Annotated in this window: 14 protein-coding genes; 6 read left to right on the top strand and 8 right to left on the bottom strand. The window is 67.8% G+C overall.

Features of this window, described 5'->3' with window-relative positions:
- Nucleotides 1-167 precede the first annotated feature (167 nt).
- Nucleotides 168-341 (bottom strand): DUF2613 domain-containing protein, encoded by a 174-nt coding sequence (locus tag MSG_RS02140; RefSeq protein ID WP_096436686.1) that lies wholly within the window; start codon nt 339-341, stop codon nt 168-170.
- Nucleotides 342-448: 107 nt separating this feature from the next.
- On the bottom strand, nt 449-655 hold the full coding sequence (locus MSG_RS02145; RefSeq protein ID WP_096436688.1) for a DUF2613 family protein: 207 nt from the start codon (nt 653-655) through the stop codon (nt 449-451).
- A gap of 127 nt (nt 656-782) precedes the next feature.
- Here MSG_RS02145 and MSG_RS02150 point away from each other — a divergent pair, with 127 nt between their 5' ends.
- The 3 genes from MSG_RS02150 (at nt 783) to MSG_RS02160 (ending at nt 3,927) form a co-directional block, all read left to right on the top strand.
- Complete coding sequence (locus tag MSG_RS02150; RefSeq protein WP_096436690.1) at nt 783-1,922, top strand: glycoside hydrolase family 3 N-terminal domain-containing protein; 1,140 nt, start codon at nt 783-785, stop codon at nt 1,920-1,922.
- 67 nt (nt 1,923-1,989) lie between these two features.
- Nucleotides 1,990-2,634: a TetR/AcrR family transcriptional regulator gene (locus tag MSG_RS02155; RefSeq protein ID WP_096436692.1), complete on the top strand. Its 645-nt coding sequence runs from the start codon at nt 1,990-1,992 to the stop codon at nt 2,632-2,634.
- Between the two features lie 24 nt (nt 2,635-2,658).
- Nucleotides 2,659-3,927 carry a chloride channel protein gene (locus MSG_RS02160; protein ID WP_096436694.1) on the top strand — a complete coding sequence of 423 codons (1,269 nt, stop codon included), beginning with the start codon at nt 2,659-2,661 and terminating at the stop codon, nt 3,925-3,927.
- 4 nt (nt 3,928-3,931) lie between these two features.
- On the opposite strand, the gene MSG_RS02165 is transcribed toward MSG_RS02160, so the two are convergent.
- Complete coding sequence (locus MSG_RS02165; protein WP_096436696.1) at nt 3,932-4,774, bottom strand: MaoC/PaaZ C-terminal domain-containing protein; 843 nt, start codon at nt 4,772-4,774, stop codon at nt 3,932-3,934.
- Nucleotides 4,774-6,150, bottom strand: a complete 1,377-nt coding sequence (locus MSG_RS02170) for a 3-oxoacyl-ACP reductase (RefSeq protein WP_096443944.1) — start codon at nt 6,148-6,150, stop codon at nt 4,774-4,776. Before MSG_RS02170 ends, MSG_RS02165 begins: the two co-directional genes overlap by 1 nt.
- Nucleotides 6,151-6,315: 165 nt before the next feature.
- Between MSG_RS02170 and MSG_RS02175 the strand changes: the two genes are divergently transcribed.
- On the top strand, nt 6,316-7,659 hold the full coding sequence (locus tag MSG_RS02175) for an acetyl-CoA C-acetyltransferase (protein ID WP_096436698.1): 1,344 nt from the start codon (nt 6,316-6,318) through the stop codon (nt 7,657-7,659).
- A 281-nt stretch (nt 7,660-7,940) separates the two neighbouring features.
- Here the strand turns inward: MSG_RS02175 and MSG_RS02180 are convergent, their stop codons facing one another.
- Nucleotides 7,941-9,776, bottom strand: coding sequence for an acyl-CoA dehydrogenase (locus MSG_RS02180; RefSeq protein ID WP_096436699.1), 1,836 nt, complete (start codon nt 9,774-9,776; stop codon nt 7,941-7,943).
- 204 nt (nt 9,777-9,980) lie between these two features.
- On the opposite strand from MSG_RS02180, the gene MSG_RS02185 reads away from it, so the two are divergent.
- Together MSG_RS02185 and MSG_RS02190 are read left to right on the top strand one after the other, a co-directional pair.
- Nucleotides 9,981-11,006, top strand: coding sequence for an isopenicillin N synthase family dioxygenase (locus MSG_RS02185; protein WP_096436701.1), 1,026 nt, complete (start codon nt 9,981-9,983; stop codon nt 11,004-11,006).
- Nucleotides 11,007-11,039: 33 nt separating this feature from the next.
- Nucleotides 11,040-11,531, top strand: coding sequence for a flavin reductase family protein (locus MSG_RS02190; protein ID WP_096436703.1), 492 nt, complete (start codon nt 11,040-11,042; stop codon nt 11,529-11,531).
- Between the two features lie 38 nt (nt 11,532-11,569).
- Here the strand turns inward: MSG_RS02190 and MSG_RS02195 are convergent, their stop codons facing one another.
- From MSG_RS02195 to MSG_RS02205, 3 genes are read right to left on the bottom strand one after another with little or no spacing between them, the layout of a single operon-like run.
- Nucleotides 11,570-12,316 (bottom strand): succinate dehydrogenase/fumarate reductase iron-sulfur subunit, encoded by a 747-nt coding sequence (locus MSG_RS02195; RefSeq protein WP_096436705.1) that lies wholly within the window; start codon nt 12,314-12,316, stop codon nt 11,570-11,572.
- On the bottom strand, nt 12,316-14,232 hold the full coding sequence (locus MSG_RS02200) for a fumarate reductase/succinate dehydrogenase flavoprotein subunit (RefSeq protein ID WP_096436707.1): 1,917 nt from the start codon (nt 14,230-14,232) through the stop codon (nt 12,316-12,318). Before MSG_RS02200 ends, MSG_RS02195 begins: the two co-directional genes overlap by 1 nt.
- A 42-nt stretch (nt 14,233-14,274) precedes the next feature.
- Complete coding sequence (locus MSG_RS02205; protein WP_096436709.1) at nt 14,275-15,105, bottom strand: hypothetical protein; 831 nt, start codon at nt 15,103-15,105, stop codon at nt 14,275-14,277.
- Between the last annotated feature and the right edge of the window lie 67 nt (nt 15,106-15,172).

The raw sequence follows: 15,172 nt of genomic DNA on the forward strand, positions 1-15,172 counted from the left end.
TTGCCGACGGGCCCCCGGCCGGTTGCGCAAGCCCGGACGACGGGGTCTGGGCCGTCGTTGAGTCCGATGGCGCCGACCCGCTGCGCGCGGCTACTTCCGGTGGTGGCGACCCGCTGCGCCCGGCTACGCCGCCCTTGCGATCGCCGCGGCCGCGCTTGCGATCGCCGCTAGCTACGGTTGCCGTACTCGACCCGGTTGAGCACTGACGACTGCGGATCGCCCCCGGGGATTGGCGGCTTCGTGTCCTGTTGCACCATCAGCGTGACGCCGAAGATCGCCGCCGCGCCCAGCAACAAACCAACCACCACGCTCGCGGCGGCGGGCGCAATGATGCGGTTCATTCGATGGCTCCTTGGAGTTCACGGTCGTAGCTGAGACGACCTAACGCCAACCTAGCAGAACGCCTGGTGCGGGTCCGGCCGCGAGTCGCGCGGGCTCATGAGGGCCCTCATGAAGGCCAGGGAATACAGTGCCCGCGCCAGCACCGGTCGCCGTAATTCACCAGATACGGCCCGGTGGGGAGCTGCGTCGCCGGGGTCGTCGCGGGCACGGCGGCGTGGCCCTCGACCGCGATGGTGACGCCGACCGCCGCCGCGGCGCCGATCGTCAGGCCCGCCGCGATGCTCGCCGCGGCAGCCAGCGTGAACCCGGGCATCGCCAGCCCCCTTGCGTCGTCCCTGCTAGCTCGCGCTAGTACCCCCGCCGGTCAAACCGGTCAATCGTCAAGGTAACAGGGGTCGCCCCCTGGGCCCGGGTCGAAACACCCGTGACAACATGGCCCGATGCCCTTTCCGCGCACTCTTGCAGCGCTCGTCGCCGCATCGGTGCTGGTGGTCGGTTGCGGGCACACCGCGACGCGACCCAGCCCGTCCACCTCCGGCAAGCCGGTCGCCGCGCCCGCGCCGCCGGTGTGCGGCGACCCCACCACGTCGTTGTCGACCCGCGACAAGCTGGCTCAGCTGCTGATGGTCGGCGTGAAGAACGCCGACGATGCCCGGGCCGTCGTGGACACCTACCACGTCGGTGGGATCTTCATCGGCGGCTGGACGGACCTGTCGCTCTTCCAGGGGCCCCTGGCCGACATCGCGGGCAGCGCCGGGCCGTTGCCGCTGGCGGTCAGCGTCGACGAGGAGGGTGGGCGGGTGTCGCGGTTACGGTCGCTGATCGGCTCGGCCCCATCGGCCCGGACGCTGGCCCGAACCCAGACCCCGACCCAGGTGCACGACCTGGCCGCGCAGCGTGGCAAGAAGCTGCACGACCTGGGCATCACGATCGATTTCGCGCCGGTGGTCGACGTGTCGGACGAGCCCGACGATGCCGTGATCGGGGACCGCTCGTTCAGCAACGATCCGCAGACGGTCACCGACTACGCCGGCGCCTACGCGCAGGGCCTGCGCGATGCCGGGGTGCTGCCGGTGCTCAAACACTTCCCGGGTCACGGGCATGGCTCGGGCGATTCACACAAGGGCGGGGTGGTGACGCCGCCGCTGAGTGACCTGCAGACCGTCGACCTGGTGCCGTACCGGACGCTGGTGACCGCCGCGCCCGTCGGAGTCATGCTGGGTCACCTGCAGGTTCCCGGGCTGACCGGCGACGACCCGGCCACTCTGAGCCGGCCCGCGGTGCAGTTGCTGCGTGACGGCATCGGCTACGGCGCCCCGCCCTTCGACGGCCCGGTGTTCAGCGACGACCTGTCCAGCATGGCCGCGATCACCGAGCGGTTCGGCGTGGCCGAGGCGGTGCTGCGCACCTTGCAGGCCGGTATCGACGAGGCGCTTTGGGTCACCACCGACGAGGTGCCGGCCGTGCTCGACCGACTCGAGAAGTCCGTCGCGGCAGGCGAATTGGCCCTGCCCGCGGTGAACCAGTCGGTGGCGCGGCTGGCGGCGATGAAAGGCCCAAGTCGGGCGTGTGGACACTAATTTGCCGCATCATCGTTACTCTGGATTCAGATAGACGAGGCCCGGGGGCCTGAAAGGGCAGAGCACGATGGCAGGTGGTACCAAACGGTTGCCGCGCGCTGTCCGGGAGCAGCAGATGCTCGACGCCGCCGTGCAGATGTTCTCGGTCAACGGCTACCACGAGACCTCGATGGACACGATCGCGGCCGCGGCCGAGATCTCCAAGCCGATGCTCTACCTGTACTACGGCTCCAAAGAGGATCTGTTCGGCGCCTGCCTGAACCGCGAGCTGACCCGGTTCATCGAGGCGGTGCGCGCCGACATCGACTTCACCAAGAGCCCCCGGGACCTGTTGCGCAACACCATCGTGTCGTTCCTGCGCTACATCGATGCCAACCGCGCGTCGTGGATCGTGATGTACACCCAGGCCATCAGCTCGCAGGCGTTCGCCCACACCGTCCGCGAAGGACGCGAGCAGATCATCGAAATGGTGGCTGGGCTGGTGCGTTCCGGCAGCCGCACGCCGCGCTCGGACGCCGAGCACCAGATGATGGCGGTGGCCTTGGTGGGTGCCGGTGAGGCGATGGCCACCCGGCTGTCCACCGGGGACATCGACGTCGACGACGCCGCCGAGCTGATGATCGGGCTGTTCTGGCACGGCCTGCGCGGCGCGCCCCAGGACCGCGACGGCGCGCTGCCGGAAGTGGACGGCCACAACGTCGCTGCCGGCTGACCGCCGGTGACATAGATTCGAGCCGTGGCCTTCCGCGGGCGCCGCCAGTCGCACGTCGACTTCTTCTGCGCGGTCGTCATCGTCGGGTTGCTGGCCGGGGTTGCGGGCTTGTCCACGACGTTCGTGCTGCGCAGCGTTCAGCACCTGACCTATCACTACAGCTTCGGCACCATGCTGTCCGGCGTCAGGGCCAGCAGCACCACTCGGCGCGTGCTGGGACCGATGGTCGGCGCCGCACTGGCCGGGGCCGGCTGGTGGATCCTGCGGCACCGGGCCGAGGTGCCGCCGCTGGCCGGGACCATCGCCCGGTATGAACGGATACCCCGGTGGTCCTGGAGCATCGACGCCATGCTGCAGGTGCTGCTGGTCGGCTCGGGGGCGTCCCTGGGCCGGGAGGGTGCGCCGCGCCAATTCGCGGCCGCACTGGGCGATTTGGCGACGGGCTGGCTGCGGCGGCTGTCCGGCCGCGACCGCGAGATCCTGCTGGCCTGCGCGGCCGGCGCCGGGCTGGGCGCGGTGTACGCCGTGCCGCTGGCCGGGGCGCTGTTCTCGGTGCGCATCATGCTGAACACCTGGCATCCGCGCGCGCTGGGCGCGGCGTTGCTCACCTCGAGCCTGGCCGTCGCGGTCGGTTCGGCCAGCACCCGCGATCAACCCAGCCTGGATTGGCCGATCGGAGAGTCGACGTACCTACTGACCGCGCACGGGCTGGTGATGGCGCCGTTGGCGCTGGGCGTCGGGCTGGCGTTCAACCGGATCATGGCCGCGGCGCGGCCAACCCGGCAGATCCGCGGCTGGGTGCTGGTCCCGGCGCTCGCCGGCGCCGGGCTGGTAATGGGATTCTGCGCGCAGTGGTGGCCGGAACTGCCGGGCAACGGCCGCAGCATCCTGACCGTCAGCCTGGCCAGCGGGCTGACGCTGTCGGCCGCGGCGGCGATCCTGCTGCTCAAGCCGCTGCTGACCGCCCTGTTCCTGCGCGCCGGCGGCGCCGGCGGCATGCTCACGCCGTCGCTGGCCACCGGCGCCGCGGCGGGAGCGTTGCTGGTGTTGACCATCAACTGGCTGGCCGGGACGCAGCTGCACGTCCCGGCGGTGTCGCTGGCCGGCGCGGCCGGCGTGCTTGCGGTCACCCAGGGGTCGCCGATCTGGGCGGCGATCTTCGTCTGGGAGCTGGCCCGGCCGCCGCTCTGGCTGTTCGGCGTCTTCCTGCTGACCGCTACCGGCGCCCACGGGCTCCGCCGGCTGCTGCGCCGCCGCCTGCCCGCGCAAAAGCAGGACGAACGCGCCGGGTGAGCGGCTAAAGGGGCTGCACGCGACCCGTCAGGTGCGGGTATCCCTTCGCGATGTTGCGCAGCGAGAGGTCCCAGCCGGCGTCGTCCTCGTCGATGTAGAGGCCGACGGTGGCAGGCAGCACCACCGGCTTGCCGAACCGCACCGAATACTGCACGGCGTCGGGCAGTCTGGCCTCGATGTTGGCCAGTACCGCTGCCGCACTGAACATTCCGTGCGCAATGACGGTCGGGAATCCGAACAGCTTGGCGGCGATCGGAGTGGTGTGGATCGGGTTGTGATCGCCGCCGACAGCCGCGTAACGCCGGATCCGGCCGGGGGTGATGCGCAGCACGGTGCTCGGCGGTGGCAGCTTGGGCTGCTTCTGCGGCGGCGGCTTGGGCTCGTCGGACAGGCTGGTGCGCTGTTGGTGCAGGAACGTCGTAACCTGGTGCCACGCAACGTCGTTGCCTACATGTAAGTTGGTCACCAGGTCGACTAGCAGGCCCTTGCGGTGCTCGCGCAGGTTTTCCGCGTGCACCTGCACCCCGACCGTGTCGGTGACCGAGATGGGCCGGTACTGCGTAATGTTGTTCTCGGTGTGCACCGATCCCATTGCGGCAAAGGGAAAGTCGAGCCCGGTCACCAGGGCCATCAGCGCGGGGAAGGTCAGCGCGAACGGGTAGGTGAGCGGGACGTTGTTGCCGAAGCGCAAACCGGTGACAGCCGCGTACTCGGCGACGTTGGTCCGGTCGATGGCCAGCTCGTCGACGGTCACGGTGCGGCCGGGCAGTCTGTCGCCCCGCGGCACCAGGGGCAGGGCCCCAGCGACCGCCCGCAGCATGTTTCGCAGGCCGCTAGGTTGTTCCATCATGCGCCTAACATGGCCTGACCGCAGACGCGGATGACGTTGCCCGTCACCGCGTTTGACGCCGGGCTTGCGAAGTAGGCGATGGTCTCGGCGACGTCGACGGGCTGGCCGCCCTGCAGCAGCGAGTTCAGCCGACGGCCGACCTCCCTGGTGGCCAGTGGAATGGCCGCCGTCATCTTGGTCTCGATGAAACCCGGGGCCACCGCGTTGATCGTGATGCCCTTCTCGTAGAGCCCGGGAGCCAGCGCCTGGGTGAGCCCGATCATGCCGGCCTTGGTGGTGGCGTAGTTCGTCTGGCCGCGGTTGCCCGCGATGCCGGCCATCGAGGACAAGCCGATCACCCGGCCCCCGGCGCCGATGCTGCCGTTGTCGATCAGTCCTTCGGTAAGCCGTTGCGGGGCAAGCAGATTGACGGCCAACACGGCGTCCCAGCGGGCGTCGTCCATGTTGACCAGCAGCTTGTCGCGGGTGATGCCGGCGTTGTTGACCAGGATGTCGGCGTGCCCGGCGTAATGGTCGCGCAGGTGCTCGGTGATCTTCTCGACCGCGTCGGTGGCGGTGACATCGAGCCACAGCGCGGTGCCGCCTACGCGACTCGCGGTCTCGGCCAGGGCCTCCGCGGCGGACTCCACGTCGATCGCGACGACCCGCGCGCCGTCGCGGGCGAACACCTCCGCGATTGTCGCGCCGATGCCGCGGGCGGCGCCGGTCACGATGGCGACCTTGCCGTCCAGCGGCCGGTCCCAGTCGGCGGGCGGGGTCGAGTCGGCCTCCCCGACGTAGAAGACCTGCCCGTCGACGTAGGCCGACTTGGCCGACAGGATGAACCGCATCGTCGATTCCAGGCCGGTCGCGGCGGGTTTGGCCTCGGGCGACAGGTACACCAGCGCGACGGTGGAGCCGCCGCGCAACTCCTTGCCCAGCGAGCGGGTGAAGCCCTCCAGAGCGCGCTGCGCTATCCGCTCGTCGCTGCTGGCCGCCAGGTCGGGCGTGGTGCCGACGACGACAACGCGGCCGTTGCGGCCCAGATTGCGCAACAGCGGCGTGAAGAACTCGTGCAGCGCCTTGAGCCCGGACGGGGTCGTGATCCCGGTGGCGTCGAAGACCAGGCCGGCGAACTCGTCGGCCCAACGACCGCCCAAGTTGTTGCCCACCAGGTCGTAATCCTTTTCCAGCGCCACACGCAGCGGCTCGACCACCCGGCCCTGCTGGTCCGGGGGGCCGCCGATCAACACGGACCCAGCCAGGGGCGGGTCGCCGGGTGAGTAGCGGCGGAGGTTTTCGGGTCGCGGGACACCAAGCTGCTTCGCGACGAACGACCCGGGGGCGGAGTTGACAACCTGCGAGAGCAGATCGGACGAATGAGTGGTAGCCACGGAGCTGCCTTCCATATTTTTGGCGGTCGAAATGTAGGGGTGGGATGTGCCGGGTATTAGCCAACCGTAACGAAGGACGAACTTACTGCAGAGTAAGAACCGTGAGTAGTATGGCCTCGTCGGGCGATCCTCAAACTGCCAAAGCGCAAGAGGCACGGAGAAAACATGGCTGCTGCGAGTTCCGAAGCGAATAACCAGGCTGCTCAGGCGCGGGCAGCCCGGAGAAGGGTCGCCGTGCTGGGCGGCAACCGCATTCCGTTCGCGCGCTCGGACGGCGCCTACGCGGAGGCATCCAACCAGGACATGTTCACCGCCGCCCTGGGCGGGCTGGTGGACCGGTTCGGGCTGGCGGGCCAGCGCCTCGGCGTCGTTGTCGGCGGCGCGGTGATCAAGCACAGCCGGGACTTCAACCTGACCCGCGAGTGCGTGCTGGGCTCGGAGTTGTCCTCTTACACGCCGGCATTCGATCTCCAGCAGGCGTGCGGCACCGGCCTGCAGGCGGCCATCGCCGCCGCGGACGGCATCGCCGCCGGCCGCTATGACGTGGCTGCCGCCGGCGGGGTCGACACCACCTCCGACCCGCCGATCGGCCTGGGCGACAACCTGCGCCGCCAGTTGCTGAAGTTGCGCCGGTCCAAGTCCAACGTTCAGCGGCTGCGCCTGGTCGGCACGCTGCCCGCCGCCCTGGGCATCGAGATTCCGGTCAATAGCGAGCCGCGCACCGGTCTGTCGATGGGAGAACACCAGGCGATCACCGCCAAGCAGTTGGGGATCAAGCGCGTCGACCAGGACGAGCTGGCCGCCGCCAGCCACCGCAACATGGCCGCCGCCTACGATCGCGGCTTCTTCGACGACCTGGTCACCCCCTTCTTGGGGCTGTACCGCGACGACAACCTGCGCCCGGACTCGTCCGCCGAGAAGCTGGCCAAGCTCAAGCCAGTGTTCGGCGTGAAGGCCGGCGACGCGACGATGACGGCCGGCAACTCGACCCCGCTGACCGACGGCGCTTCGGTCGCGCTGCTGGCCTCCGAGGACTGGGCCGCCGAGCATTCGTTGTCGCCGCTGGCCTACCTGGTGGACGCCGAAACCGCCGCGGTCGACTACGTCAACGGCCGCGACGGGTTGCTGATGGCGCCGACCTACGCGGTGCCCCGGCTACTGGCCCGCAACGGGCTGAGCCTGCAGGATTTCGACTTCTACGAGATCCACGAGGCGTTCGCCTCCGTGGTGCTGGCTCACCTGCACGCCTGGGAGTCCGAGGAGTACTGCAAGGGGCGGCTGGGTCTGGATGCCGCGCTGGGGTCGATCGACCGGTCCAAACTCAACGTCAACGGCTCGTCGCTGGCCGCCGGGCACCCGTTCGCGGCCACCGGCGGGCGGATTCTGGCGCAGACGGCCAAGCAGCTGGCCGAGAAGAAGGCCGAAGGCACAGGTGGCGGGCCCGTCCGGGCGCTGATCTCCATTTGCGCCGCCGGGGGCCAGGGTGTGGCCGCAATCCTGGAGGCCTGATACCCGCCGGATAACGATGCGGAATGAAAATTGTCACAGTGGCTTAGGCGCCGGACTACGTGGGTAATCCACTCCCTGGATAGCCCCGTGTTGTGGTCAGACCCCCGACCCCGACGGCGACACGGGGCATCTCCTAGGGCGACCGCCGGCCAGTGGCACGGCGTGCGAAAAGGGCCGCCGCTGGAGTGAGGGGATCCAGCGGCGGTCTTTTTTGCACGCTGCCCATGAACACAAGAACCCCCGCTTCAATGGGGAAGCGGGGGATTCTTGCGTCTGGAGATCTAGAAGGCGGCTTCGTCGAGCTCCATGATGTCGTTGTCCAGCGTCTCGATGATCTCGCGCGTGCTGGTCAACAGCGGCAGGAAGTTCTTCGCGAAGAACGACGCCACCGCGATCTTGCCCTCGTAGAAGGACCGCTCGGAGCCGGTGGCGGCGGCGTCGAGCGCCTCGACGGCCACCGCCGCCTGACGCTGCAGCAACCAGCCGATCAGCAGGTCGCCGACGCTGAGCAGGAAGCGCACCGAGCCCAGACCGACCTTGTACAGGCTGGATACGTCCTCCTGGGCGGACATCAGGTAGCCGGTCAGTGTGGCCGCCATCGCCTGGACGTCGCCGAGCGCCTTGGCCAGGTGCTCGCGCTCGTTCTTGAGCCGGCCGTTGCCGGACTCGCTGTCGACGAACTTCTGGATCTCCCCGGACACGAAGGCCAGCGCGGCACCCTTGTCGCGGACGATCTTCCGGAAGAAGAAGTCCTGCGCCTGGATGGCGGTGGTGCCCTCGTACAGCGAGTCGATCTTGGCGTCCCGGATGTACTGCTCGATCGGGTAGTCCTGCAGGAAGCCGGAACCACCGAAGGTCTGCAGGCTCTCGGTGAGCTTGGCGTAGGCCTGCTCGGAGCCGGCGCCCTTGACCACGGGCAGCATCAGGTCGTTGATCCGGACGGCCATATCCGCATCCACGCCGTGCACCGCTTCGGCGACGGCCGCGTCCTGGAACGTCGCGGTGTAGAGGTACAGGGCGCGCAAGCCCTCGGCGTATGCCTTCTGGGTCATCAGCGACCGGCGGACGTCGGGGTGGTGCGTGATGGTCACCCGCGGCGCGGTCTTGTCGGTCATCTGGGTCAGGTCGGCGCCCTGGACCCGCGACTTGGCGTATTCCAGCGCGTTCAGGTAGCCGGTGGACAGCGTGGCAATTGCTTTGGTGCCCACCATCATTCGGGCCATCTCGATGACCTCGAACATCTGGGCGATGCCGTTGTGCACCTCGCCGACCAGCCAGCCCTGGGCGGGCACGTCGTGCTGACCGAAGGACAGCTCGCAGGTCGCCGAGACCTTCAGGCCCATCTTGTGCTCGACGTTGGTGACGAACACGCCATTGCGCTCGCCGGGTTCGCCCGTCTCGGGGTCGAACAGGAACTTGGGCACGATGAACAGCGAAAGGCCCTTGGTGCCGGGGCCGGCGCCCTCGGGCCGGGCCAGCACCAGGTGGACGATGTTCTCGAACAGGTCGTCGGAGTCGGCGGAGGTGATGAACCGTTTGACGCCGTCGATGTGCCAGGAGCCGTCGGCTTGCTGGACCGCCTTGGTGCGGCCGGCACCCACGTCCGAGCCGGCATCCGGCTCGGTCAGCACCATGGTCGCGCCCCAGCCGCGCTCAGCGCACAGCACGGCCCACTTCTTTTGCTCCTCGGTGCCGAGGTGGTAGATGATGTTGGCGAATCCGGCGCCGCCGGAGTACATCCACACCGCCGGGTTGGCGCCGAGCAGGTGCTCGTGCAGCGCCCACACCAGGGCCTTGGGCATCGGCATGCCGCCGAGCACCTCGTCGATGCCGGCCTTGTCCCAGCCGGCGTCGATCACGGCGCGGACGGACTTCTTGAAGGATTCCGGCAGCGTCACCGAGTGCGTCTTGGGGTTGAACACCGGCGGGTTGCGGTCACCCTCGACGAAGGACTCGGCGACCGGTCCCTCGGCCAGCCGGCTCATCTCGGTAAGCATTTCTCGGGCGGTGTCGACGTCGAGGTCGCTGAACACGCCTTGGCCTAGTGCCTTGTCAACGCCCAACACCTCAAACAGGTTGAATACCTGGTCGCGGACGTTGCTCTTGTAGTGGCTCACTCTAGTGTTCCTCCTCGTTGAGAATGCCACGTGTGGTTGGGTACTCGGGCTAAGTTACCCACCAGTAACACCGCTAAAAGTAATCGGGCCCTGACGCGGATGCAAGTTAATGTGAGCTACATTGCACCGCCTAACTAACCAACCGGTTGGCCTATCCGATTTTGCGCCATTTGCAGCCCCTCTACCTGCGGCGATAATGGAGAGATGACCAGTGTGGCGGCGGGCACAGCCCTACCCGTCGTGGACCTGCGCGCCCCGTCCGGCCAACTACGGCAGACCCTGCGCGAGGCCGCTCACGAGGTGGGTTTCTTCTACCTGACCGGCCATGACGTGCCCGCGACGCTCGTCGATCGGCTACTCGCCGCGGCGCGCGAATTGTTTTCGCTTCCCCAGGCCGACAAGGACGCGATCGCGATGGCGCGCAGCCCGCACTTCCGGGGCTACACGCGGCTCGGCGGCGAGTTGACCCGTGGGCAGGTGGATTGGCGCGAGCAGATTGATATCGGGCCCGAGCGCCCGCCGGCCGGCGGGCCCGGCGCACCCGACTACCTGTGGCTGCAGGGGCCGAACCAGTGGCCCTCCGCCCTGCCCGAGCTGCCCGCGATCGTCGCCGAATGGGATGCGGCGCTGTCCGCGGTGGCCCGAACGCTGCTCCGCCACTGGGCGGCCTCGCTCGGCGCCGCGCCCGACGTCTTCGACGCGGCATTCGCCGGAGCCCCCGCCACCTTGATCAAGATCATCCGATACCCCGCCCGCGCGGCCAGCCCCCAGGGTGTGGGCGCGCATCGAGATTCCGGGGTGTTGACGCTGCTGCTGGCCGAGCCGGGCAGTCGCGGCCTACAGGTTCGGCGCGCGGCCGACGGATGGATCGAGGTGCCGCCGCTCCCAGGGGCATTCATCGTCAACATCGGTGAGCTGCTCGAGCTCGCGACCGGCGGCTACCTGCGTGCGACCGAGCACCGGGTGAACCTGGCCGGGCGGGCGGCCGAACGAATCTCGGTGCCGTTCTTCTTCAATCCGCGGCTCGACGCGCAGATCCCGGTGCTGACGCTGCCCCCGGAACTGCTGGCGCTGGCGCCGCGGGCCGGTAACCGGTGGTCGCCCACCGAGGATCCGGCGGACCCGATCTTCTCGATTTACGGGCGTAATGCATGGAAGAGCAGATTGCGGGCGCACCCGGATGTGGCTGACGCACATGGGTACTCGGCAGGTAGGGTCAATCAGCAGTAATCCGTCTTCGGCTCGAGGGGCGACTGAACTGTGGTGAACGCGACCAACAAGCTGACGCCCACCTCACTGCGCGAGGCCTTCGGCCACTTCCCGACCGGCGTGGTCGCCATCGCCGCCGAGGTCTCCGGGGTCCGGGTCGGCCTGGCGGCGAGCACCTTCGTCCCCGTCTCGCTCGACCCGCCGCTGGTGTCCTTCTGCGTGCAGAACACCTCGACCACCTGGCCCAAGCTCAAGGACCTGCCGATGCTGGGCATCAGCGTGCTGGGGGAGGCCCACGACGAGGCCGCCCGCACGCTGGCCGCGAAAACCGGGGATCGTTTCGCCGGTTTGGAGACGGTGTCCAACGAATCCGGTGCGGTCTTCATCAAGGGCACCGGCTTGTGGCTGGAGAGCGCGATCGAGCAACTGGTCCCGGCCGGCGATCACACCATCGTCTTGCTGCGCGTCAACGAACTCACGATCGACGCCGACGTGGCGCCGATCGTCTTCCACCGCAGCGCTTTTCGGCGACTGACGCCGCACTGAGTCCACTCAACGGCGAGTCTGCTCAATGGCGAGTCCGCTCAGCGGCGAAACAGCTTGTTGCCCAGCCACACCACGGGGTCATACTTGCGGTCGGCGACGCGCTCCTTCATCGGAATCAGCGCGTTGTCGGTGATCTTGATGTGTTCCGGGCAGACCTCGGTGCAGCACTTGGTGATGTTGCAGTAGCCCAGGCCATGCTCCTCTTGCGCCTGGTCGCGCCGGTCGAGGGTGTCCAGCGGATGCATTTCCAGCTCGGCGATGCGCATCAGGAAGCGCGGTCCGGCGAACGCCTCCTTGTTCTCCTCGTGGTCGCGGACCACGTGGCAGACGTTCTGACACAGGAAGCATTCGATGCACTTGCGGAACTCCTGCGAACGCTGCACATCGACCTGCGCCATCCGGTACTCGCCGGGTTGCAGGTCCTTGGGCGGCGCGAAGGACGGGATCTCGCGGGCCTTCTCGTAGTTGAACGAGACGTCGGTGACCAGGTCGCGAATCACCGGGAAGGTCCGCAACGGCGTGACGGTCACGACCTCGTCCTCGGCGAACGAGGACATCCGGGTCATGCACATCAACCGGGGCTTGCCGTTGATCTCGGCCGAGCACGATCCGCACTTGCCCGCCTTGCAGTTCCATCGCACGGCGAGGTCAGGCGTCTGGGTCTGCTGCAGGCGGTGGATGATGTCGAGCACCACCTCACCCTCGTTGACCTCGACCGTGAAGTTTTGCAGCGCGCCGCTGTCGTCGTCGCCGCGCCAGACCCGCAGGGTCGCGTTGTAGCCCATCAGCCTCTCCGTCCTGAGTGGTCGGCCAGCTCGTCGTCGGTGAAGTACTTCTCCAGCTCGGAGATCTCGAAGAGCTCCAGCAGATCGGCCCGCATCGGCACCTGGTCTTCGCGAGTGATGCTGACGTCGGGAATGACGTCGTCGCCGCCGCCGGCACGGCAGACCAGCAACACCTTGCGCCACGACGAGTCCATGCCCGGGTGGTCGTCGCGGGTGTGTCCGCCGCGGCTCTCGGTGCGCTCCAGTGCGGCCTTCGCGACGCATTCGCTCACCAGCAGCATGTTGCGCAGGTCGATGGCCAGGTTCCAGCCGGGGTTGTACAGCCGATCGCCCTCGACCTTGATGTTCTTGAACCGTTCGCGCAGCTTGACGAGCCGCTCCAACGCCTCGGAGATCTCCTCGGACTTGCGGATGATGCCGACCAGGTCGTTCATCGACTGCTGCAGCTCCAGTTGCAGCGTGTACGGGTTCTCGGGGGTGACCCCGTTGGCCGGTCCGTCGAAGGGCGCCAGCGCCCGCCGCGCCGCTGCCTCGACGGCCTCGTCGCTCACGGTGGGCCGGCTGGCCAGGGCGCGCGCGTAATCGGCGGCGCCGAGTCCGGCGCGCCGGCCGAAGACCAGCAGGTCGCTCAGCGAGTTACCGCCCAGTCGGTTGGAGCCGTGCATGCCGCCGGAGCACTCGCCCGCGGCGAACAGGCCGGCGACGGTGGCCGCGCCGGTGTCGGGGTCGACCTCGACACCGCCCATCACGTAGTGGCAGGTGGGCCCGACTTCCATCGGTTCCTTGGTGATGTCGACCCCGGCCAGCTCCATGAACTGGTGGTACATCGACGGCAGCCGGCGCTTGACCTCGTCGGGCGTCAGCCGCGAGGCGATGTCCAGGTAGACGCCGCCGTGCGGGGTGCCGCGGCCGGCCTTGACCTCGGAGTTGATCGCGCGGGCGACCTCATCGCGGGGCAGCAGGTCCGGGGTGCGGCGGGCCGAGTCGTTGTCCTTGAGCCATTGGTCGGCCTCTTGCTCGCTCTCCGCGTACTGGCCCTTGAACACCGGGGGGATGTAGTCGAACATGAAACGCTTGTTGTCGGAGTTCTTCAGCACTCCGCCGTCGCCGCGCACACCCTCGGTGACCAGGATCCCTTTCACGCTGGGCGGCCACACCATGCCGGTCGGGTGGAACTGGATGAACTCCATGTTGATCAGCGTCGCACCGGCGCGCAGGGCCAGGGCGTGGCCGTCGCCGGTGTACTCCCACGAGTTCGACGTGACCTTGAACGACTTGCCGATGCCGCCGGTGGCCAGCACCACCGCGGGCGTCTCGAACAGGACGAACTTGCCGCTCTGTCGCCAATAGCCGAAGGCCCCGGCGATGACGTCGCCGTCCTTGATCAGCTCGGTGATCGCGCATTCTGCGAACACCTTGATGCGTGCCTCGTAGTCGCCGAGTTCGGCGAAATCCTCCTGCTGCAGCGAGACGATCTTCTGCTGCATGGTGCGGATCAGCTCCAGGCCGGTGCGGTCACCCACGTGCGCCAGCCGCGGATAGGTGTGCCCGCCGAAGTTGCGCTGGCTGATCTTTCCGTCCTTGAGGCGGTCGAACAGCGCGCCGTAGGTCTCCAGCTCCCAGACCCGTTCCGGGGCTTCCTTGGCGTGCAACTCGGCCATCCGCCAGTTGTTCAGGAACTTGCCACCGCGCATCGTGTCGCCGAAGTGGGTCTTCCAGTTGTCCTTCGGGTTCGTGTTGCCCATCGACGCCGCGCAGCCGCCCTCGGCCATCACCGTGTGCGCCTTGCCGAATAGCGACTTGGACACCACCGCGACCTTGAGGCCTCGTTCCCGTGCTTCGATGACCGCACGCAATCCGGCGCCGCCGGCGCCGATGACGACTACGTCGTAGGCATGCCGCTCGACCTCAACCATGAAACCCTCGCTCGCTATCTCTGATTACTGTGAAAAAGCCTGTCAGCCAACAAATCTCAGGTCTGAGATGGTGCCACTGGCCACCAGTGCGATGTAGAAGTCGGTGAGCATCAGCGTGCCCAGTGTGATCCATGCGTACAGCTTGTGCCGAGTGTTGAGCCGACTGACTTGGGTCCAGATCCAGTACCGCACAGGGTTTTTGGAGAAGTGTTTAAGGCGCCCGCCGGTCACGTGCCGGCACGAGTGGCAGGACAGCGTGTAGACCCACAACATGATGACGTTGCCGACCAGGATCACGTTGCCCAGGCCGAAGCCGAAACCGCCGGGGCCGGAGTCGGAGTGGAACGCGACGATCGCGTCGTAGCTGTTGATCACCGAGATGATGCCGGCGACATAAAAGAAATACCGGTGCGTGTTCTGCACGATCAGCGGGAACTTGGTCTCGCCCGTGTAGTGCACGCGGGGCTCGGCGACCGCGCAGGCCGTGGGCGACTGCCACACCGTGCGGTAGTAGGCGCCGCGGTAGTAGTAGCAGGTCAGCCGGAACAGCAACAGGAAGGGCAGCGTCAGCGCGGCGTACGGCAACCACCAGACGTCCGGCAGGACCCGGGGCCAGAAATCGCTGGACTCCGGGACGCACCCCTGGCTGACGCACGGCGAGTAGAACGGCGTCAAATAGTGGTACTGGGCGACGTAGTAGTTGTTCTGCAGGAACGCACGCACCGTCGCATAAATGACGAATGCGGCAAAACCCAGGTCGACCCGCAGCGGCGACAACCACCACCGGTCGGTGCGTAGTGTGCGTTGGGAAATTTGGGCTCGCGTCGGTGAAAAGACGCCGGAGGCAGGACGGTTCGCCGCAGGTGCGCTCATCTACTGTGTTCCTCTTCGAACGGGCTGTTGAGTCGAAGGGTACACAGACAAGGCCCCCCATTTCGCG

Origin of the sequence: Mycobacterium shigaense, assembly GCF_002356315.1 — a bacterium.
GTDB classification, from domain to species: domain Bacteria; phylum Actinomycetota; class Actinomycetes; order Mycobacteriales; family Mycobacteriaceae; genus Mycobacterium; species Mycobacterium shigaense.

Excerpts from the sequence above, each read along its gene's own strand:
- MSG_RS02140 (WP_096436686.1), bottom strand. The coding sequence starts at position 341 with ATGAACCGCATCATTGCGCCCGCCGCCGCGAGCGTGGTGGTTGGTTTG.
- MSG_RS02145 (WP_096436688.1), bottom strand. The coding sequence starts at position 655 with ATGCCCGGGTTCACGCTGGCTGCCGCGGCGAGCATCGCGGCGGGCCTG.
- MSG_RS02150 (WP_096436690.1), top strand. The coding sequence starts at position 783 with ATGCCCTTTCCGCGCACTCTTGCAGCGCTCGTCGCCGCATCGGTGCTG.
- MSG_RS02155 (WP_096436692.1), top strand. The coding sequence starts at position 1,990 with ATGGCAGGTGGTACCAAACGGTTGCCGCGCGCTGTCCGGGAGCAGCAG.
- MSG_RS02165 (WP_096436696.1), bottom strand. The coding sequence starts at position 4,774 with ATGGAACAACCTAGCGGCCTGCGAAACATGCTGCGGGCGGTCGCTGGG.
- MSG_RS02175 (WP_096436698.1), top strand. The coding sequence starts at position 6,316 with ATGGCTGCTGCGAGTTCCGAAGCGAATAACCAGGCTGCTCAGGCGCGG.
- MSG_RS02185 (WP_096436701.1), top strand. The coding sequence starts at position 9,981 with ATGACCAGTGTGGCGGCGGGCACAGCCCTACCCGTCGTGGACCTGCGC.
- MSG_RS02195 (WP_096436705.1), bottom strand. The coding sequence starts at position 12,316 with ATGGGCTACAACGCGACCCTGCGGGTCTGGCGCGGCGACGACGACAGC.
- MSG_RS02200 (WP_096436707.1), bottom strand. The coding sequence starts at position 14,232 with ATGGTTGAGGTCGAGCGGCATGCCTACGACGTAGTCGTCATCGGCGCC.
- MSG_RS02205 (WP_096436709.1), bottom strand. The coding sequence starts at position 15,105 with ATGAGCGCACCTGCGGCGAACCGTCCTGCCTCCGGCGTCTTTTCACCG.